16 protein-coding genes and 1 tRNA gene are annotated in these 19,698 nt (G+C 47.4%); 15 read left to right on the forward strand and 2 right to left on the reverse strand.

Annotated elements, in window-relative coordinates; genetic code table 11:
- Nucleotides 1-192 precede the first annotated feature (192 nt).
- The 8 genes from ACZMB2_RS03590 to ACZMB2_RS03625 all read left to right on the forward strand — a co-directional run bounded on the left by ACZMB2_RS03590 (nt 193) and on the right by ACZMB2_RS03625 (nt 8,474).
- A complete protein-coding gene (locus ACZMB2_RS03590; RefSeq protein ID WP_487595551.1) occupies nt 193-1,521 on the forward strand; it encodes a hypothetical protein in 1,329 nt (442 codons plus the stop codon).
- Between the two features lie 146 nt (nt 1,522-1,667).
- A complete protein-coding gene (locus tag ACZMB2_RS03595; protein ID WP_487595552.1) occupies nt 1,668-2,039 on the forward strand; it encodes a GntR family transcriptional regulator in 372 nt (123 codons plus the stop codon).
- Nucleotides 2,040-2,056: 17 nt separating this feature from the next.
- On the forward strand, nt 2,057-4,474 hold the full coding sequence (locus tag ACZMB2_RS03600) for an ATP-dependent Clp protease ATP-binding subunit (RefSeq protein WP_487595553.1): 2,418 nt from the start codon (nt 2,057-2,059) through the stop codon (nt 4,472-4,474).
- A gap of 2 nt (nt 4,475-4,476) precedes the next feature.
- Complete coding sequence (radA, locus tag ACZMB2_RS03605; RefSeq protein ID WP_487595554.1) at nt 4,477-5,847, forward strand: DNA repair protein RadA; 1,371 nt, start codon at nt 4,477-4,479, stop codon at nt 5,845-5,847.
- 81 nt (nt 5,848-5,928) lie between these two features.
- Nucleotides 5,929-6,001: transfer RNA gene (locus ACZMB2_RS03610), tRNA-Trp, on the forward strand.
- Nucleotides 6,002-6,085: 84 nt separating this feature from the next.
- Nucleotides 6,086-6,982 (forward strand): transporter substrate-binding domain-containing protein, encoded by an 897-nt coding sequence (locus tag ACZMB2_RS03615; RefSeq protein WP_487595555.1) that lies wholly within the window; start codon nt 6,086-6,088, stop codon nt 6,980-6,982.
- Nucleotides 6,983-7,044: 62 nt separating this feature from the next.
- A complete protein-coding gene (locus tag ACZMB2_RS03620; RefSeq protein ID WP_487595556.1) occupies nt 7,045-7,590 on the forward strand; it encodes a DUF1653 domain-containing protein in 546 nt (181 codons plus the stop codon).
- 29 nt (nt 7,591-7,619) lie between these two features.
- Nucleotides 7,620-8,474, forward strand: coding sequence for a P-loop NTPase (locus tag ACZMB2_RS03625; protein WP_487595557.1), 855 nt, complete (start codon nt 7,620-7,622; stop codon nt 8,472-8,474).
- A 21-nt stretch (nt 8,475-8,495) separates the two neighbouring features.
- Here ACZMB2_RS03625 and ACZMB2_RS03630 read toward each other — a convergent pair whose 3' ends face one another.
- Nucleotides 8,496-9,230: a YdcF family protein gene (locus ACZMB2_RS03630; RefSeq protein WP_487595558.1), complete on the reverse strand. Its 735-nt coding sequence runs from the start codon at nt 9,228-9,230 to the stop codon at nt 8,496-8,498.
- A 171-nt stretch (nt 9,231-9,401) separates the two neighbouring features.
- Here ACZMB2_RS03630 and aepX point away from each other — a divergent pair, with 171 nt between their 5' ends.
- The 7 genes from aepX (at nt 9,402) to ACZMB2_RS03665 (ending at nt 18,740) form a co-directional block, all read left to right on the forward strand.
- Complete coding sequence (aepX, locus tag ACZMB2_RS03635) at nt 9,402-11,414, forward strand: phosphoenolpyruvate mutase (protein WP_487595559.1); 2,013 nt, start codon at nt 9,402-9,404, stop codon at nt 11,412-11,414.
- Between the two features lie 5 nt (nt 11,415-11,419).
- Nucleotides 11,420-12,541, forward strand: a complete 1,122-nt coding sequence (locus ACZMB2_RS03640; RefSeq protein WP_487595560.1) for a phosphonoacetaldehyde reductase — start codon at nt 11,420-11,422, stop codon at nt 12,539-12,541.
- 13 nt (nt 12,542-12,554) lie between these two features.
- Nucleotides 12,555-13,676, forward strand: coding sequence for a phosphonopyruvate decarboxylase (gene aepY, locus ACZMB2_RS03645; RefSeq protein ID WP_487595561.1), 1,122 nt, complete (start codon nt 12,555-12,557; stop codon nt 13,674-13,676).
- A 91-nt stretch (nt 13,677-13,767) separates the two neighbouring features.
- The gene (locus ACZMB2_RS03650) at nt 13,768-15,075 is read left to right on the forward strand and encodes a putative DNA modification/repair radical SAM protein (RefSeq protein ID WP_487595562.1); all 1,308 of its coding nucleotides are present in this window, start codon (nt 13,768-13,770) and stop codon (nt 15,073-15,075) included.
- A gap of 19 nt (nt 15,076-15,094) precedes the next feature.
- A complete protein-coding gene (locus tag ACZMB2_RS03655) occupies nt 15,095-15,844 on the forward strand; it encodes a TIGR03915 family putative DNA repair protein (protein WP_487595563.1) in 750 nt (249 codons plus the stop codon).
- A gap of 218 nt (nt 15,845-16,062) precedes the next feature.
- Nucleotides 16,063-16,287, forward strand: a complete 225-nt coding sequence (locus tag ACZMB2_RS03660; RefSeq protein ID WP_487595564.1) for an HPr family phosphocarrier protein — start codon at nt 16,063-16,065, stop codon at nt 16,285-16,287.
- A 95-nt stretch (nt 16,288-16,382) separates the two neighbouring features.
- Entirely contained in the window at nt 16,383-18,740 is a 2,358-nt protein-coding gene (locus ACZMB2_RS03665; RefSeq protein ID WP_487595565.1) for an ATP-dependent DNA helicase, read from the forward strand.
- Here ACZMB2_RS03665 and ACZMB2_RS03670 read toward each other — a convergent pair.
- Nucleotides 18,731-19,624 carry a LysR family transcriptional regulator gene (locus ACZMB2_RS03670; RefSeq protein WP_487595566.1) on the reverse strand — a complete coding sequence of 298 codons (894 nt, stop codon included), beginning with the start codon at nt 19,622-19,624 and terminating at the stop codon, nt 18,731-18,733. The genes ACZMB2_RS03665 and ACZMB2_RS03670 overlap by 10 nt on opposite strands.
- Between the last annotated feature and the right edge of the window lie 74 nt (nt 19,625-19,698).

Here is a 19,698-nt window from a genome sequence, read left to right on the forward strand (position 1 = left end):
TAGTACCGCTGGATCGAGGACTTAGCGCGAGCGGTTCCGCTCACAGCCTGTCACTTCGAATTGCCCTTTTTTTCGGTGAATGAGGGCTCTGAATCATAAACAAAAGCTGAAAAATCTGTGAAACCGGTTGACTTTCTCGCCGTCAGGCTATATCTTTATAAGAAATACGAAATCTGGAAAGAGAGAGTTTATATGAATCATAATAAAAAATTTTCATTTGGAAAGACAGGCTGTCTGCTGCTTATGTTGCTCTGGTGTTTTGGCATGACGGCATTTGCGGCGCCTTCTGTGGATGGTGATACGGATCTGACGATCAAAAAGGATAAAAGTGTATCAGCAACCTACACGATAACATCGGATGATACTATTGATTCCGTGAAACTGATATTGTCCTATGACAAAGACCAGGTAACTTACATGTCAGGAAGCGGCGGAAACAATTTTGCCGGAAACGGCGGAAACGGTACAGTGGAGTTATCCAGCAAGCCAGGTACCGACAGCGCTTCCTTTGAAGTGATTTTCCGCGGAAATGAGGACGGTGATACGACTGTTACTATCAGCTCCTGTATCATTGAAAGCAATGGAGAGCAGATCGATGCGCTGACCGGGGAGAGCGTGAGCAGCGAGCAGAATTCTTCTGATTCTGAGGAGGAGAGCGAAGAAGACGAAGGAAAAGCGAGCTTTGTCATTGACAACCGTACGTTTTACGTGCGCCGTCCGGATGATGTCGAGGGATTTACAGTACAGCATATGACCATCCAGGGCTATGACTGCAGAGTATTGAAGAGTGATACACTGGATCTTTATGTGGTCAGGCTGAGAAGTGATAATGGAACCTATCGTGATGATTTTGTTTATAATCCGGAGAATGACAGCGTGATCCCCTTTGTGCAGATGCAGAGCGGAAATGATACGGTCATCTTTATTGAACCGGATGAAAATGAAGTTCCAAACCGTTATACCTATGTGGATCTGGGATGGGGACCGAAATATACGATTCCGGCTTACAAGCATTATAATCTGGATGGAGTAGATGAGATTCAGGATGATTCCAACCGTTATCTGGTCTATGGCATCAACCAGGATGGAGAGAAAAACTGGTATAACTTTGACTATGATAAGAATTCCCTGCAGCTCTTTGACAGCGTTGCCTATCAGGGGGAGCAGGATTATATTACCGAGCTGGAGACCAAGGAAGACGGACTTCGCGAGGAACTGACCTGGCAGGCACAGAGATATAATCAGGATATGGGCCGCCGTCTGGTGATCATTCTGGTGCTGACCCTGCTGGTCATTGTCTTTGGAAACGTGGCAGTGTTCCAGCATATGCGTATGAAGAAAATGCAGCTGGTGGATCCGGAAGAGGATGCGGATGATGAGGAACTTTCCGGAAAAGAAAACGAGACGGGTTCTCTGATCGTGGGAAATCTGGAGGAAAACGAGACGGATTTCACTGATCCGGGAGAGGAAGATGATGATCTGGAGATCATTGACCTGGACGATACGGACGACGAAGAATAGAAAACAAATGAGAACTGCCATCAGAAAATCAGATTCTGATGGCAATTTTTTGTCCGTGGAAAAATAAAGACGGTGGGTTGACCGGAAATGATAATACTGTTATACTGTTTGTATAACAATATGATATACAAAGGACAGGTGATACCATGTATCTGGAAATTGATTTTAACAGTGATGAGGCATTTTATGTACAGCTCTGTAATCAGATTATTATCGGAATAGCCACATCCCGCCTGCAGGAAGGGGATCCGCTTCCAAGTGTACGCCAGCTGGCAGACCAGATTGGCATTAATATGCATACGGTCAACAAAGCCTATTCCATTTTGCGGCAGGAGGGGTATATTCGCCTGGACCGGAGAACCGGAGCTGTCATTGCTGTGGATGCGGATAAGATCAAGGCGCTGGAAGATATGAAGAAAGAGCTTTTGATGACATTAGCCAAAGGAAGCTGCAGAAATATTACAAGAGAAGAAGTGCATCAGCTGATCGACGAGATTTATGAAGAGTATGCGGGATAAGGAGGATTGCTGATACGATGGGAATGTATACAGAACAGGCAGAATCAGCCCTGAAGCGGGCACAGAAGCTTTCTGCCAGAATGCGGCATCCCTATACGGGAACAGAACATATTCTGCTGGGACTTCTGGATGAGAAGGACAGTACAGCAGGACAGGTGCTTGCCAGTGCAGGGGTGACCCGCAAGGGACTGGAGGAGATGATTGACCAGCTGATCGCGCCGGAAGGCGGAATGGTGCTGGAAGAGAGAAGTGGATTTACACCCCGCGCGAAAAAAATTCTGGACGACGCGGTGGCAGAAGCAAAGCGGTTTCATGAGGAACAGGCGGGAACGGAGCATATTCTGATTGCCATATTAGAGGATGGAGAATGTGTGGGTTACCGTCTGCTAAATACGATGAATGTCCGTCTGAGGGAGCTTTATACGGCTCTGATTTCTTCCATGGGAGAGAAAGCTTCTGAATATAAGGAAGACGCAAAATATGCAGGAACCCAGACACTGGAACAATTTAGCCGGGATCTGACCGCACTGGCGGAGGAGGGAAAGCTGGATCCGGTGATCGGACGGGAAGAGGAGATAAAGAGAGTCATTCAGGTATTAAGCCGGAGGACCAAGAATAATCCCTGTCTCATTGGTGAACCAGGGGTTGGAAAAACGGCCATCGTGGAAGGACTTGCGGCAAGAATCGCCGATGGAAGCGTTCCGGAGACCATCCGGGACAAACGACTCTGCATCCTGGATCTGACTGCCATGGTGGCAGGATCCAAATATCGTGGTGAATTTGAGGAACGAATTAAAAATGTTATTGATGAAGTGCGTCGTGATGGTCAGGTGCTGCTGTTTATAGATGAGCTGCACACCATTATTGGAGCCGGCGGTGCGGAGGGTGCCATGGATGCATCCAATATTTTAAAGCCTGCCATGGCCAGAGGTGAGATCCAGATTATCGGTGCCACTACATTGGAAGAATATCGAAAACATATTGAAAAGGATGCGGCATTGGAGCGGAGATTCCAGCCGGTCATGGTAGAAGAAGCTGGCGTGGAGCAGACCATTGAGATTTTAAAAGGACTGCGTCCTTATTATGAAAAGCATCATCAGGTAACCATTACAGATGAGGCACTGGAGGCAGCGGCCAGACTTTCTGAGCGATATGTGAATGACCGTTTCCTTCCGGATAAAGCCATCGATCTGATGGATGAGGCGGCGGCCGGTCTGAAGATTGGCCGTTATGATACAGCAGAAAACCAGGCAGAAAAGAACAGAGAACTACCGAAGGTGCGTCAGGAACTGGAACAGGCGCTGATCCAGGGCAATCTGGAAGCGGCAAGAGACTGCCGGATCCGTCTGGAAGAGCTGGAAAAATCAGAGGAACGTAAGGTGTCCCGCAGAAGCAGAAAGATGCCGGTGCTTACGGAAGCGCAGATTGCGGATACGGTTTCTAAATGGACGAAGATTCCGGTACAGCGGCTGGCGGAGGCTGAATCCCAGCGGTTACGGCGGCTGGAACAGACCCTTCATAAACGGGTGGTTGGTCAGGAAGAAGCAGTGTCTGCAGTGGCAAAGGCGGTAAAACGAGGCCGTGTGGGCTTAAAAGATCCCAAGCGTCCTATTGGTTCTTTCCTGTTTTTGGGACCTACCGGTGTTGGAAAGACGGAACTTTCCAAAGCTTTGGCGGAAGTATTATTTGGAAAAGAAGACTCGCTTATCCGGGTTGATATGTCCGAATATATGGAGAAGCACAGCGTGGCGAAGATCATCGGTTCTCCGCCTGGATATGTGGGTCACGATGACGGCGGTCAGCTAAGTGAAAAGGTACGGAGAAATCCTTATGCAGTCATTCTCTTTGATGAGATTGAGAAAGCACATCCGGACGTATTTAATATTCTGCTGCAGGTACTGGATGACGGACATATTACAGATTCCCAGGGCCGGAAAGTGGATTTCAAAAATACAGTTATTATTATGACATCCAATGCAGGGGCAGGAGCCATTGTGTCTCCAAAGAAGCTGGGCTTTGCTTCCGCTGAAAATGCAAAACAGGATTACGAATTCATGAAGAACAGTGTCATGAACGAAGTAAAGCAGATTTTTAAACCGGAGTTTTTGAACCGTATTGACGAAACGCTGGTATTCCATACTCTTCAGAAAGAGGAGATTGCGAAGATTGCAGGACTTCTGCTGGAGGAACTGACCAAACGGTGCAAGGAGCAGCTTTCTATTGATGTTTCTTTCAAGGATTCTGTCCGGAAATGGCTGGCGGACACCGGTTATGATGCCAAGTACGGTGCACGCCCGCTGAAGCGCGTGATTCAGAATAAGCTGGAAGATCCCATGGCAGATGAGATTCTGGTAGGAAAGATCAAAAATGGAGATCATGTGGATGTAAAAGTAGTAAATGGTAAGGTAAAGATTTCTGTCAGGGAAGAGGGCTGAACATGAAAAAGAATGCAACCGTTTTCTTCTGTCAGGAGTGCGGCTACGAATCGGCAAAATGGCTGGGACAGTGTCCGGCATGTCATGAATGGAACACCTTTGCGGAAGAGCCGAAAGCTCCTTCCTCCAAAGGAAGGAGCACAGGGAGAAGTTCCGGAAAAGAAGGAAGGAAAGAACCTGTTTCATTAAAGCATATTGATTCTGACAGCCAGTCCAGAATTTCTACAGGCATGGCAGAGCTTGATCAGGTGCTGGGAGGAGGCATTGTGCCGGGATCCCTGGTACTGGTAGGGGGAGATCCAGGTATTGGTAAATCCACGCTGCTTTTGCAGGTATGTCGGAATTTGGCAGAGAGGCTTGATCAGGTGCTGTATATTTCCGGAGAGGAATCTTTGCAGCAAATCAAGCTTCGCGCCATGCGGATCGGAGAATTTACGGATTCCATGAAGCTTCTGTGTGAGACCAATCTTGCAGATATTGAAGATGTGGTTTTGGAGAAAAAGCCGGATGTGGTCATTATTGACTCTATCCAGACTATGTTTCAGGAGAATATTTCTTCAGCGCCGGGCAGTGTGTCCCAGGTAAGGGAAGCTACCGGTGTGCTGATGCGTCTGGCTAAGGAGCAGGACATTGCCATTTTCATCGTGGGTCACGTAACGAAGGAAGGAACCGTGGCAGGACCGAGAGTGCTGGAACATATGGTGGATACGGTGCTCTATTTTGAGGGAGACCGGCATGCATCTTACCGTATTTTGCGGGGTGTAAAAAACCGTTTTGGATCGACCAACGAGATTGGCGTTTTTGAAATGACGGACAAAGGTCTCAGGGAAGTGGCGAATCCGTCAGAATATATGCTGAGCGGAAAACCGGAAGGAGCATCTGGTTCTGTAGTGGTATGTACCATGGAGGGAACCCGCCCCATGTTACTGGAAGTACAGGCGCTGGTCTGCAGAACCAATTTTGGACTGCCGAGGAGAACAGCAGCAGGAATGGATTACAATCGTCTGAACCTTCTCATGGCGGTACTGGAAAAAAGGCTGAATCTTCCACTATCCGGCTATGATGCCTATGTGAACATTGCAGGCGGCGTGAAACTCAATGAACCGGCTATGGATCTGGGGCTGGTATTGGCTGTTATTTCCAGTTATCGGGATGTGCCCATTCCGGATAAGACACTGGTATTTGGGGAAGTGGGATTAAGCGGTGAAGTCCGGGCTGTCAGTATGGCAGCTCAACGTGTCCAGGAGGCGAGACGGTTAGGATTCGACAGGATTATTCTTCCCCGGGCCTGCATGGAACAGATAAAGCAGCCGGAAGGCGTACGTCTGGTGGGGGTATCCACGGTCAGGGATGCTATGGAGGCTCTTGGATAACGAAAAAAATTCGATTTTCCGAATTTTATCATTGACACGGTCGTGGGGTTGTGATAAACTAGCGTAGTGTCAGTGATACATAGGGATATAGTTCAGTTGGTAGAACGTTGGTCTCCAAAACCAAATGTCGAGGGTTCGAGTCCTTCTGTCCCTGTTGAGGCTTCGGAATTTTAGTTTCCGGAGCTTTTTTTTACTCTGCAAAGAGCAATGTTTGGCAAGATGGAAAGGAATAGGATACATGAAACGGGCATTGGTATGGATGTTGACCGGTATGATGTTTTTGTCGGTGGGATGCGCTCAGACATTATCTGCGGAGAAAACGGCATCGGAAGAACCAAAAGTGATCGATATGGAAACAGGAGAAACGGATAAGGCGCCGGAAAAAGAGCTTCCGAAACGCACAAAAGCAGGAGAACGGCTGGAGGAGATTCAGAAGTCCGGAGTGCTTCTCATTGGTATTTCACCGGATTATGCGCCATTTGCATTTGAAACGACGGACGAAGAAGGAAATACGATCTGCGCAGGGTCTGACGTGGAGCTGGGAAAGTATCTTGCGGAAGAACTTGACGTGCAGGCAGAATTTGTGAAAATGGAATTCGATGACTGCCTGAAGGCGGCAAAGGAAGGAACCGTAGATCTGGTGCTGTTGGGCATGCTGCCGGAGAAAGACCGGACTGCTTATGTGGATTTTACAGTCAGTTACTATGAGCCGGGAGGGCAGGTGCTACTGGTACGGAAGACCCAGGCAGAGAAGTTTAAAACACTGGATGATTTTGCAGGAAAGACCGTGGAAGCACAATATGGATCCCTGCAGGCGCAGCTGGTAACAGAGCAGCTGCCGGAAAGCTACATGGAACTGTCTGATACAGCGGAAGATGCCGTGTTCCAGGTGCGGATCGGAAAGGCTGATGCGGCAGCGCTGGACCAGAATCTGGCAGAAGATGTTCTGGCAGAAAATGAAGAACTTGACCTGGCAAAAGCCGCCTTTAGTTACGAATCAGAAGGCGTTGTGGCCGGTGTGGTCAAGGGCGAGAAGGGATTGCTTGAGAAAATCAATGAGCTGATTGAAAATGCAGCAGGAGAAAAGCTGTATCTTCAGTGGCTGGATGAGGCCACAGCACAGGCAAGACCATAAAATTTACATTTGCGGGTAAACATGCTATAGTAGAAGAGAAGTTTGGAAAGGAAGTGAAGGCCATGAGAGAGATCAGGGCTGGACAATTTTACAGACATTTTAAAGGCGGACTGTATCAGGTAGCAGCCATTGCGACTCATACAGAGAGCGGAGAGAAGCTGGTGATTTATCAGGCATTATATGGAGACTATGGGGTATATGCAAGACCCTATGAGATGTTTATCAGTGAAGTGGATCGGGTCAAATATCCGGATGCAGGGCAGACTTACCGGTTTGAGCTTGTGGAGCCGGGAAGGAAAGAACCAGAAAGAAAAGAACCGGAAAAAGAAGCGGAACTTTTGAAAGACGCAGTGGATGAGCAGCAGCTTGCAGATTCCAGCGATGGAGGAGTGAACCCTATTCTTCTGGAATTTCTGGATGCAGACACACTGGAACAGAAGCTTCATATTCTGACGGTTTACCGGAACCGGATGGATGAATCTCTGCTCAACAGCATTGCCATTTCTTTGGATCTGGTAGTGGAGAAAAAAGGACTGCAGGAGATGTATGATGAGATCATCAACTGCCTGTCCATGATGAAACATTTTGAATGCAACCGTTTTCGGTAAAATATGCAGTAGAAAAAGGAGATAGAAAAATGGCAGAAAATGCATGCAGCAGCGCCGGATCCTGTTCCAGAGAGAGCTGTGAAGGATGTCCAAGCGCAGCAAAGGGGGCACAGCAGCCACAGAGTATGCTGGCGCCGGCGAATCCAAAATCCCATGTACACAAGGTAATCGGTGTGGTCAGCGGCAAAGGTGGCGTTGGTAAATCCATGGTAACCGCATCTTTGGCAAATCAGATGGCAGCCCAGGGATACAAAGTAGGAATTCTGGACGCTGATATTACAGGACCATCCATTCCTAAGATGTATGGTGTTCACGGTCCGGCAGAGATGGATGGGGATTTTATCAAGCCGGTGATGACTGCGAATGGAATTGAGGTTATGTCCATTAACCTGCTTCTCCCTGATGAAGAGTCCCCGGTGATCTGGAGAGGGCCGATTCTCGCTAACATGGTAAAACAGTTCTGGAGTGACGTAGTATGGGGAGAATTGGATTTCCTGTTTGTAGATATGCCGCCAGGAACCGGCGATGTTCCGCTGACAGTGTTCCAGTCCATTCCGGTAGATGGCATTGTAATGGTGACTTCCCCGCAGCAGCTGGTAAGCCTCATTGTAAAAAAAGCGCTGAACATGGCAGAAAGCATGCACATTCCGGTGCTTGGTCTGGTAGAAAACTACAGTTATGTGGTTTGTCCGGACTGCGGAAAAGAATTTAAGATTTTCGGTGACAGTGGACTGGATGGACTGGCAGAGGAGCTGGATCTTCCGATCCTTGGACGGATGCCCATTGAACCGAAGCTGGCAGAATTGGCAGATGGTCATTTTGATCAGGCTGAGAATCAATATCTGTCTATGGCAGAAGGGCTTCTGATGGCACTGGAAGGATAAAAAACTGCCGCACTGATTTCATCAGCGCAGCAGCCAGAAATCTTTGACAACAGCAAAAAATTCCCGCAGCAGGTTGGCTGGCTGGGTGATGAGATCACCTTTTGCCGGAATGCCTGCTGCATTTTTATATCCGAGAGTTTTAGAAAGATGCAGGGCCCTGCAGATATGAAAACCGTTGCTCACAATGCCGACGGAAGCGTGTTCAGGGAGAAATGTCTTGGAAAAAATCAGGTTTTCCCGGGTATTGACAGACTGATCTTCCATAAGAATCCGGCTTTCAGGAAGCCCTTTTTTCAGAAGATAGTCTCTCATGGCTGAGGCTTCTGTGCAGGGTTCGTTGCTTCCCTTTCCGCCGGAGACAATAAGGAGCGTATCCGAATTTTCAGAAGCATAGTCATAAGCGCGGTCAAGACGAAGGATCAGTGCGCGGCTGGGGCCAGTAGAACGGACGTGGGCACCGAGGACGATCACATAGTCGAGACCTGCAGGCGGTGTCTGTATGGCACCTTTTAAAATCATGCCTTCCACACCTGCGAACAGGAGAAGACAAACCGCAGAGAAGGTGAGCAGCAGTACCCGGATAATGGCGGGCAGATGAGTGAAAAATCCAACATGGAAAAGCCAGGAAATCAAAAAGCAGCCCAAGGCCATCATTGGCCAGATCAGATAAAATGCAGAGGTAAATCCGCTGTAAAAAAGCAATATGATAAAATACAGCAGACAGCATCCGCCAGCAGTGAGAAAAAATAGGGTCATGATCATCCATTCCTTTTGTTTATTTAAGGATAGTCTATCACAGAATGAACGGGTGTGCATCTGGGATTTTCTGAAGATTTTCATAAGGAAAGTGTACCTCGACAAGAAACCGGGAAAATGTTAAAATAAAAAATTGAACAAGTGCATTATTTATCAGGAGGATTCCGATTCATGAAAGCGTTAATTTTAAATTCCGGTCTGGGAAGACGGATGGGAGTGCTGACATCTGAGCATCCCAAATGTATGACGGAGGTTTCCGCTCAGGAGACTATTTTAAGTCGTCAGCTGCACCAGATTGCAGAGGCAGGAATTGAGGAAGTGGTCATGACCACAGGACTCTTTGATCAGGTATTGGAACAGTACTGCAAGAGCCTGGATCTGCCCCTTGCCTATACATTTGTAAAAAATCCGGTCTATGATAAGACCAACTATATTTATTCCATCTACTGTGCAAGAGAGAAACTGAAAGATGACGATCTTCTGCTTATGCATGGAGATTTGGTCTTTGAAAATAGGGTTCTTGACCAGGTACTGGCAAGTGAGGACAGCTGCATGACCGTCAGCTCTACGGTTCCGCTGCCGGAGAAAGATTTCAAAGCTGTCATTCATGACAACCGCATTGAAAAAGTCGGCATTGAGTTTTTTGAGGATGCGATGGCAGCCCAGCCCCTCTATAAGCTGAAAAAAAAGGACTGGCAAATCTGGCTTGACCGGATTGAAACGTTTTGCGAGCGGGAGGAAACTTCCTGTTATGCAGAAAATGCGTTCAATGAAGTATCTGATCAGTGTCTGATCCGTCCGCTGGATGTAGAGGACAGCCTCTGTGCAGAGATTGATAATCCGGATGATCTGAAACATGTATCTGCCAGACTGAAAGAGGTGGAGAACCGCAAGGTATATATGTGCTTCTCTGCGGATATGATCCATAGCGGACATATTGCCATTATTCGTAAGGCAGCACGTCTTGGAAAGCTGATCATCGGTGTGCTTTCAGATGAGGCAGTCATCAGTTATAAACGCTATCCACTGCTTCCCTACACAGAGCGCAAGGCTTTATTTGAAAACATCCGCGGAGTCAGCTGTGTGGTCGAGCAGAAAACTTTAAGCTACAGAGAAAACCTGGAGAAATACAAACCGGATTATGTGGTACACGGTGATGACTGGGTGACTGGATTCCAGAAACCGGTTCGTGAGGAAGTGCTGGAGATCCTGAAAACTTATGGCGGTAAACTGGTGGAATTCCCGTATTCCAGAGATGAGAAATACAAAGCACTGGAAAATCGTGCAAGAGCTGATCTTTCCCTGCCGGATGTACGCCGGGCACGTTTGAGAAAAGCCATTGCCATGAAAGGCACGATCAGTGCACTGGAGGCCCACAGTGGTCTTACAGGACTCATTGTAGAAAATACGGTAGTTTATCAGAATGGAGAAGCAAGACAGTTTGATGCCATGTGGATCAGCTCCCTGTGCGACTCTACCGCAAAAGGAAAACCGGATATTGAGCTGGTGGACATGACATCCCGTTTCCGTACCATTGACGATATTATGGAAGTGACTACAAAACCGATTATTTTCGACGGAGATACCGGCGGAATGATTGAGCATTTTGTTTATACTGTCCGCACTTTGGAACGGATGGGTGTGTCGGCTGTTATTATTGAGGATAAGACAGGTCTTAAGAAAAATTCCCTGTTTGGAACGGAAGTGAAACAGACCCAGGATTCCATCGAACATTTCTGTGAGAAAATCAAGGCAGGAAAGCGTACGCAGAAGAGCAGTGAATTTATGATCATTGCCCGGATTGAAAGTCTGATCCTGGAGCAGGGAATGGAAGACGCATTGACCAGGGCCTTTGCATTCACGGAAGCCGGAGCAGACGGTATTATGATTCACAGCCGCAGACCGGAACCGGATGAGATCTTTGAATTTGTGGAAAAATTCAGATGTCGTGATAAAGTGACGCCCATTGTCGTCGTGCCCACTTCCTTTAACCAGGTTACGGAGGAAGAATTTAAAAAGCGTGGTGTGAATATTGTAATTTATGCGAACCAGCTGACCAGAACCGGATTCCCGGCCATGCAGAATGCAGCAAAAACCATTCTGGAGCATCATCGTGCCAAAGAATGCGATGCTTTGTGCATGCCGTTTAAAGACATTATCCGGCTGATTCCGGAGGAGGAGTAAGAACCATGGGACAGAAGATTTTCCGGGAGCAGGAGCTTAAGGAGGTGCTCTCTGAAATTCAGAAAGAAAGAGACGTCCATCAGGTACTTCTGGTGTGCGGGGAATCTTTCCGGAGGCAGAAGCTTTATGAAACACTATACAGTACGTTGAAAGAACTGGGGATCATTCTGACAGAGTTTTCCGACTTTTCGCCGAATCCAAAATATGAATCAGTGATTGCCGGAATCGAAGCTTACAGACAGCATCATTGCGACATGATTGTGGCAGCGGGTGGTGGAAGTGCCATGGACGTGGCAAAATGTATCAAGCTGTTTGCATTTATGGACCTGTCGCAAAACTGCCTGACCCAGGAGATTGTGGCAAATGACATTCCGTTGCTGGCCATTCCCACCACAGCGGGAACCGGAAGTGAAGCTACTCGTTTTGCAGTTATCTATTATCAGGGAAATAAGCAGTCGGTCAATCATACCAGCTGTATTCCGGAATATGTGCTGATGGATCCTGGACTTCTTATCACTCTTCCTATGTATCAGAGAAAGGCTACCATGCTGGATGCCCTTTGTCATGCCGTGGAATCCTTCTGGTCGGTCAATGCTACAGAAGAAAGTCAGAAATATGCGGCGGAAGCCATTCGACTGGTATTAAAAGAAGAACAGGCTTATCTTGCCAACACGCCGGAAGGAAATGAAGAGATGTTGCTGGCCGCCAATCTGGCAGGAAAAGCCATCAATCTCACCCAGACGACGGCGGGACATGCCATGGCTTATAAGCTGACCACCCTTTATGGGATGGCTCATGGTCATGCTGTGGCCCTTTGTGTAGAGAAACTCTGGCCCTATATGGTACGTCATACGGAAGACTGTATGGATAAAAGAGGAACGGCATATCTTAATGAAATGTTTCGGAAACTGGCAGATGTCATGGACTGTGACAGCCCAGAAGCAGCGGCAGAAGCTTATGGACGGTTTTTCCGGGAGCTTTCTCTGGAACGCCCAACCCTTCAGCATCCGGGAGAACTGGACGTGCTGGCGGGATCAGTAAACCCGGTACGTTTGAAAAATAACCCGGTACGTCTGGATGCAGAAACGCTTCGGGCATTATATGAGGAAATTTTAAAAGAAAAATAATAGAGGAGAGTATATGCAGGCAGAAACATTTGTGAAAGTGCTGGGTGCGGATTTCTATACAGGAGTTCCGGACTCCCAACTGAAAGCACTGTGCAACTATCTCATGAATACTTACGGCATTGATCCGAAACATCATGTGATCGGTGCCAATGAAGGAAACTGTGCCGCATTGGCAGCAGGTTATCATCTGGCAACCGGAAAAGTACCGGTGGTCTATATGCAGAATTCAGGGGAAGGAAATATCATCAATCCGGCGGCATCTTTGCTCAATGACAAAGTATATGCCATTCCAGTGATCTTTGTGGTAGGCTGGAGAGGCGAACCTGGCATTCATGATGAACCTCAGCATATTTATCAGGGAAAAGTAACCATAAAATTGCTGGAAGATATGGATATCCGGACTTTCGTGGTTGGAAAAGAAACTACGGAAGAAGAACTGGCAGGGGCCATGGCAGAGTTTAAAAAGGTACTTGCTGAAGGAAAAGATGTGGCATTTGTGATCCGCAAAGGAGCTCTTTCCTATGATGGAAAGGTGGTTTACGAAAATGACTGCACCATGAAGCGGGAAGAGATTATTCACCATATTATCTCTGTGTCAGGGGATGATCCGGTGGTTTCCACCACAGGAAAGGCCAGCCGGGAGCTGTTTGAATTAAGAGCGGCAGCAGGACAGGACCACGGGCATGATTTCCTGACGGTGGGTTCCATGGGACACAGTTCTTCCATTGCCCTTGGAATCGCTTCCCAGAAGCCGGAGAAGAAGATCTGGTGCATCGATGGTGACGGTGCTGTGCTGATGCATATGGGAGCCATGGCGGTGCTCGGAGCGGAGCATCCGGAAAATATGGTACATGTGGTCATCAATAATGGTGCCCATGAGACGGTAGGCGGTATGCCCACCGTAGCAGCAAAAATTGACCTTCCGGCTATCGCAAAAGGCTGCGGGTATCCTTATGCAGTGAGGGTGGACACTTTTGAACAGCTGGATCAGGAACTGAAAGCAGCGAGGGAGCGGAAAGCTTTAAGTCTTATTGAAGTAAAATGTGCCATCGGAGCCAGAGAAGATCTTGGGCGTCCGACTACAACAGCGAGGGAAAATAAAGAGAACTTTATGGCATTTCTGAAAAACGAATAAAAACAAAAAGCACCTCTTTACAAACGAACAGATGTTTGCTATGATGACAAAAGACAAACATTTGTTCGGAAATGTAAAGGGGTGTTTTTGTATGCTTACCACAATAGAACAACCAATGGACCTGATGAGAAAACTGGAGATTCTGGCGGATGCGGCAAAATATGATGTGGCCTGCACATCCAGCGGTGTGGACCGGAAAAATGACGGTACCGGTATCGGAAACTGTGTGAAAGCCGGAATCTGTCACAGCTTTAGTGCGGATGGGCGTTGTATTTCTCTGCTGAAGATTCTGCTGACCAACGAATGCATCTACGACTGCAAATATTGTGTCAATCGCAGAAGTAATGATGTGCCGCGGGCCTCTTTTACGCCCCGGGAAGTCTGTGATCTGACCATTGGATTTTACCGGAGAAATTATATAGAAGGTCTGTTCTTGAGTTCTGGCATAGTGGGGAATCCGGATCTGACCATGGAGCTTTTGTATCAGACATTGTATATATTGCGGACGGAGTATCACTTTCAGGGTTATATCCATGTGAAAGCCATTCCGGGTGCTTCTCCGGAGCTCATTGAAAAGACAGGGTATCTGGCAGATCGTATGAGTGTGAATCTGGAGCTTCCTACAGACGAGGCGTTGAAAGTACTGGCACCCCAGAAGAAGCGGGAGCGGATGCTGACGCCCATCCGGCAGGTACAGACCATGCGGAAAAATAATAAGGAAGAATTGATTTTATATCGGCATGCGCCAAAGTTTGTTCCGGCGGGACAGTCCACCCAGATGATCATTGGGGCCGGTGGAGAGACAGATTATCAGATTATGAAGATGGCAGAGGGCATGTACCGGAATTATGAGATGAAGCGGGTGTTCTATTCTGCCTTTGTGCGTGTCAATGATGACAGCCATCTTCCGGCACTTCCGGGCGGACCTCCGCTTCTGCGGGAGCATCGTCTCTATCAGGCAGACTGGCTTTTACGATATTATGGGTTTGAGACAAAGGAATTATTATCTGAGGATAAGCCGGATTTTAATGTATTTCTGGATCCTAAATGTGACTGGGCGCTTCGGCATCTGGATCTGTTTCCGGTGGAGATTATGAGAGCAGATTATCAGGAACTCCTGCGAGTTCCAGGCATCGGCTATAAATCAGCCCAGCGGATTGTGCGGGCCAGAAGACAGGGAAGTCTTGACTACGAGGCGCTCAAAAAAATGGGCGTAGTCTTAAAAAGAGCGGTCTACTTTATTACCTGCAAGGGGAAACAGATGTATCCGACGAAATTGGAGGAAGACTACATCCTGCGAAATATTCTGGACAGAAGGGAGAGGCTGCGGTCGGACATTCCACAGAACGTCATGTATCAGCAGCTGTCATTATTTGATGATCCGCGTTTTTCAGTGTGAAGAAAGTTTAACAGGAATTTTGACAGGAGTATATGATGCGTGGGGCAGCCGCCTGGGACATGCCAATGTGCGGCTTATAGCAGGAATTGAAAATCCGCAGCTGTTCTGCGAATACGAGGATGTGAGTCCGGATGTGGAGAAGGCCGGGAAAGTTATGCGGACGATAAAGAACCGCATGGGGGAAGATGCGTTTCGTATGATTGCCCAGGCAGCCGCTGCTACGGAACCGGAACGGGCGGATGTGATCTACCGAACCATTGTGCTGGGGCTTCACCTGCCGGATGGACGGTGCGCAGTGGAGATGCTGTCCCAGCCGGAGATTATGAAGCTGTTTAGCCTTAGCAGGAAGGCAGGAAATCTGGCAGCCAGGTATATTGAATTTCTGCGATTCCGGGAATTGCAAAATGGTATTCTCCTGGGAGAAATGGATCCGGAGGGAGATGTGCTGGATCTGGTTGCATCACATTTTTCAGATCGGATTCCGTTGGAAAACTGGATGATTTACGACCACCGAAGAAGGAAGACGGCGGTGCACCCTTCCGGAAAGACCTGGTACGTGGTGGAAGAAGTAGAAGAGAAAACCATTTCCGAATTAAAGGAATCAGAGGTGGAAGTAGAATTTTCAGATCTTTGGAAATGCTTTTTTGAGACCATTGCCATTGAGGCACGGAAGAATGCAAAGCTTCAGAACCAGTTGGCACCGCTAAAGTACCGTGCCTATATGACCGAATACAAAAATAATGAAGGTTTGCACTTTTGTAAAAAATGATTGATTTTATGGGCTTTTTGGGGGTTTTGAAAAGAAAGGTGGAAATGGTATGACCAATAAAAGAACTGGACAGTCTTTAATTGGCATAAAAAAGAGGGAAAGATTAAGGTGGAATCCATAAAAATAGACAAAAAAAATGTCGAAAAAAGCAAGACAGTACATTTGACAGTGGTTCGGCTTTGTGTATAATAGTCCAAGAAGTAAAGGAGACGAAGATTATGAAAGAAACAAAGATTAAACTGGGTCTCGAAGATGTGAAAGAATTCGTGACAGCCGCAGCAAAATGTGACTTTGATATAGACGTAAATTATAATCGAGTACTTGTAGATGGAAAATCCATCCTTGGCGTACTGGCATTGGATCTTGGAAAAGTTCTGACTGTGAAATGTCATGGTGAAGATGCAGCATTTGAAGATTTTCTTCAGAAATACGCCGTTGCTTAAGTTTATCCCTTTTATTTTTTATACCCCCTTTTTTGAGGCAGTTTCTTAGGAAACTGTCTTTTTTTATGGTATAATACCTGAAACGAGGTGCAAAAATGGAGTACATGGAAACCAGGATTTCAGTGAGAGAGCTGGTAGAATTTCTGGAAAAGAGCGGAGATCTGGACAGCCGCTATACAGGACGAAGAGAGACAAAAGCCATGCAGGCGGGGAGCCGCCTTCATCGGAAGATTCAGGGACGGATGGGAACCGGTTATCATGCGGAGGTGCCGTTAAAGCTTCTGCAGGACCTTGGTGATGTGGTGCTGATCTTAGAAGGCCGGGCAGATGGAATCTGGACGGATGAGGATGTGACGGTAGTGGATGAGATTAAGGGAACCTATCGGAATATCTGGCAGATGGAATGTCCGGAGCGGGTGCATCTGGCCCAGGCAAAGTGTTATGCCTATGTTTACGCGCTGCAAAATCATCTGCCAAGAATTCGTACCCGGATGGTGTATGCCGATCTGGAGACAGAAGAACTGCGCTTTTTTACAGAAGAATATGAATGGGAGGTTCTGAAAGACTGGTTTAGCGATCTGGTGGAACGGTATCATAAGTGGCTTTCTTTTCAGTCAGAATGGAAAGAACATCGGGAGACATCTTTAAAAATGCTGCAGTTTCCCTATCCATACCGTGAGGGGCAAAAAGATCTGGCAGCAAGCGTGTATCGGAGTATTTTGCGGAAGAAGCGGCTTTTCATTCAGGCGCCCACAGGAGTTGGCAAGACCTTATCTACCCTGTTCCCGGCACTGAAAGCCGTGGGGGAAGGACTGGGGGATAAGATTTTTTATCTGACCGCAAGAACCATTACCCGTACCGTAGCGGCAGATACACTGGATCTGCTCCGGAAACAGGGAATGCGGGTAAAATCCGTGGTGCTGACAGCAAAGGAAAAGCTCTGCGTCTGTGAGGAGGTACAGTGTGATCCTGAACATTGTCCAAGAGCAAAAGGCCATATGAACCGGATCAATGATGCGGTCTTTGAATTGTGGACCAAAGGTCCGGATGCCTGTACCAGAGAGGTGATTCTTGCCCATGCAGAAAAATGGCAGGTATGCCCCTTTGAAATGAGCCTGGATCTGGCCATCTGGATGGATGTGATTATCTGCGATTACAATTATGTGTTTGATCCAAGAGTCTGTCTGAAGCGTTTTTTTGCAGACGGGGTGAAAGGGGATTATCTTTTTTTGGTGGATGAAGCCCATAATCTGGTGGAGCGGGGAAGAGAGATGTATAGTGCTTCTCTTTGTAAGGAAGATTTTCTGGATGTGAAAAAACTGGTGAGAGGAAAAAGCCAGGCGCTGACGAAAGCACTGGATCGCTGTAACCGGTATCTCTTGACACTAAAGCGGGAGTGTGAGGAAGGCTGGAAGTGTCTGGAAGGTGTGGATGGCTTCACGATCCCCCTTATGCAGCTCACAGAGGAGTTGAACCATATACTGGAACAGTCCATAGAAGAAAATTTAAGAAAGACACTGACAGATTTCTGGTTTCAGATGCAGTGCTTTCTGGATACCTGTGACCGGCTGGATGAAAATTATGAAATTTATATGGAAATTCAGGAAGATGGGAGATTTGTGCTCCATCTCTACTGTGTGTGCCCTTCTGAAAATTTGAGAAACTGTCTGGATCGGGGAAACAGTACAGTTTTCTTTTCCGCTACGCTGCTTCCGGTGAATTACTATAAAGCCCTGCTTACGGGAGATCAGGAGGATTATGCGGTCTATGCCCAGTCTCCTTTTGAGCAGGCGCAGAGGCTTTTGCTCATCGGAATGGATGTGAGCAGCCGGTATACCAGGCGAGGGGAACAGGAATATGTAAGAATGGCAGACTATATCTGTCAGACGGCGGAGAATCATAAAGGAAATTATCTGGTGTTCTTTCCCTCTTATCGGCTGATGGAAGCTGTTTATGAAAAATGTAAGCAGCGGGGAAATTTTCGGTGTGAGAGACAGAGTGGGGATATGAAAGAAGAAGAGCGGGAAGCATTTCTGAGGCTTTTTGAGGAAGAGCGGGAGGAGAGCCTGGCGGCATTCTGTGTTATGGGTGGTATTTTTTCAGAGGGGATTGATCTGACAGGAGAACGTCTGGTAGGAGCCATGATTATCGGAACCGGGCTTCCCCAGGTGTGCCGGGAAAGGGAAATTCTGAAACAATATTTTGATCGCAGGGGAATGGATGGATTTGCTTATGCATACCAATATCCAGGAATGAACAAAGTATTGCAGGCAGCGGGAAGAGTGATCAGAACCACAGAAGACCGGGGAGTGATTCTTCTGCTGGACGAACGATTTGGAAATACTTCCTATCAGAATCTTTTCCCAAGAGAGTGGTCAGAGCATGCCCGCTGCAGGCTGCAGGAGCTGAGCGGGTATCTGACAGAGTTCTGGAATGGCCTGAATCAGGACTGAGGTTTTTCGAAGTAGCTCATAAACTGTCTGGCTGCATTGCTGACAGGCATTTGTTCGTTATGAATAATTGCCAGCTGCCGGACAGGAAGTTCGGTTTTCAGTGGAATCTGGAACAAATCGCCGGCATTATGCTGGACACAGAAGTCCGGTACAAAAGCAATGCCAAGACCGATGGTGGCAAGGTCGATGAGCAGATCGTTGGAGCTAAGTTCAATTTCGGGTACCAGATCCAGCTGCTGCTGCTGGAACAAAGAATGCAGAAACTCACTGGTGGTACTGTTCCGGTTCAGCATGAGAATGGGATAAGTCAGCAGTTCTTTTAAAGAGAGGGTCTGATGCTCCAATTCTCCATAATATTTCCGGCTGGCCACAAAGCAGTCGTGGAAATCTTTGATAAACTGAATATGGCATCCGTGTCCCAGGCGGGAGTTCGGATAGTTGGTGAAAATCAGGTCCACGGTACCGCTTTCCAGCAGATCCACACATCCAATGGAGGTCTGATTGGTGACTTTAATGTGAATGTTTGGGTATTCTTTATGAAACCGGCTTAAATAGGGGACCAGAAAATAGCGGCAGATGGTGTCACTGGCACCGATGCGGAGTTGTCCTCCTCCCAGGGAGCCGGTCTCCAGAATCTGCATTTCACCGCGCTTGATGAGATTCATGGCAGGTTCAATGTGACGCAGCAGAATCTCGCCTTCCGGGGTCAGCTGTACCTTTTTGGTACTGCGGATGAAAAGGGGCTGGTTCAGCTTTTTCTCCAACACTTTGATGGACTGGCTGACCGCCGACTGGGAGATAAAAAGTTTCCGGGAAGCTTCGGAGAAGCTTAAGGAAATAGCGACATAGTAAAATACTTTATAAAGTTCGTAATTGATATCCATTATTAGTACCTCTTATGAAACGTGTGCATTTATAATGATAATAATAGATACATCTACATTTTTCAAGAGAAAAC

The organism is Hominiventricola sp. (assembly GCF_057604405.1).

Coding starts and splice junctions, on each gene's coding strand:
- ACZMB2_RS03595 (WP_487595552.1), top strand. CDS start 1,668: ATGTATCTGGAAATTGATTTTAACAGTGATGAGGCATTTTATGTACAG.
- ACZMB2_RS03640 (WP_487595560.1), top strand. CDS start 11,420: ATGGGACAGAAGATTTTCCGGGAGCAGGAGCTTAAGGAGGTGCTCTCT.
- ACZMB2_RS03665 (WP_487595565.1), top strand. CDS start 16,383: ATGGAGTACATGGAAACCAGGATTTCAGTGAGAGAGCTGGTAGAATTT.
- ACZMB2_RS03625 (WP_487595557.1), top strand. CDS start 7,620: ATGGCAGAAAATGCATGCAGCAGCGCCGGATCCTGTTCCAGAGAGAGC.
- ACZMB2_RS03590 (WP_487595551.1), top strand. CDS start 193: ATGAATCATAATAAAAAATTTTCATTTGGAAAGACAGGCTGTCTGCTG.
- aepY (WP_487595561.1), top strand. CDS start 12,555: ATGCAGGCAGAAACATTTGTGAAAGTGCTGGGTGCGGATTTCTATACA.
- ACZMB2_RS03600 (WP_487595553.1), top strand. CDS start 2,057: ATGGGAATGTATACAGAACAGGCAGAATCAGCCCTGAAGCGGGCACAG.
- ACZMB2_RS03620 (WP_487595556.1), top strand. CDS start 7,045: ATGAGAGAGATCAGGGCTGGACAATTTTACAGACATTTTAAAGGCGGA.
- ACZMB2_RS03630 (WP_487595558.1), bottom strand. CDS start 9,230: ATGACCCTATTTTTTCTCACTGCTGGCGGATGCTGTCTGCTGTATTTT.
- ACZMB2_RS03615 (WP_487595555.1), top strand. CDS start 6,086: ATGAAACGGGCATTGGTATGGATGTTGACCGGTATGATGTTTTTGTCG.
- aepX (WP_487595559.1), top strand. CDS start 9,402: ATGAAAGCGTTAATTTTAAATTCCGGTCTGGGAAGACGGATGGGAGTG.
- radA (WP_487595554.1), top strand. CDS start 4,477: ATGAAAAAGAATGCAACCGTTTTCTTCTGTCAGGAGTGCGGCTACGAA.
- ACZMB2_RS03650 (WP_487595562.1), top strand. CDS start 13,768: ATGCTTACCACAATAGAACAACCAATGGACCTGATGAGAAAACTGGAG.
- ACZMB2_RS03670 (WP_487595566.1), bottom strand. CDS start 19,624: ATGGATATCAATTACGAACTTTATAAAGTATTTTACTATGTCGCTATT.
- ACZMB2_RS03660 (WP_487595564.1), top strand. CDS start 16,063: ATGAAAGAAACAAAGATTAAACTGGGTCTCGAAGATGTGAAAGAATTC.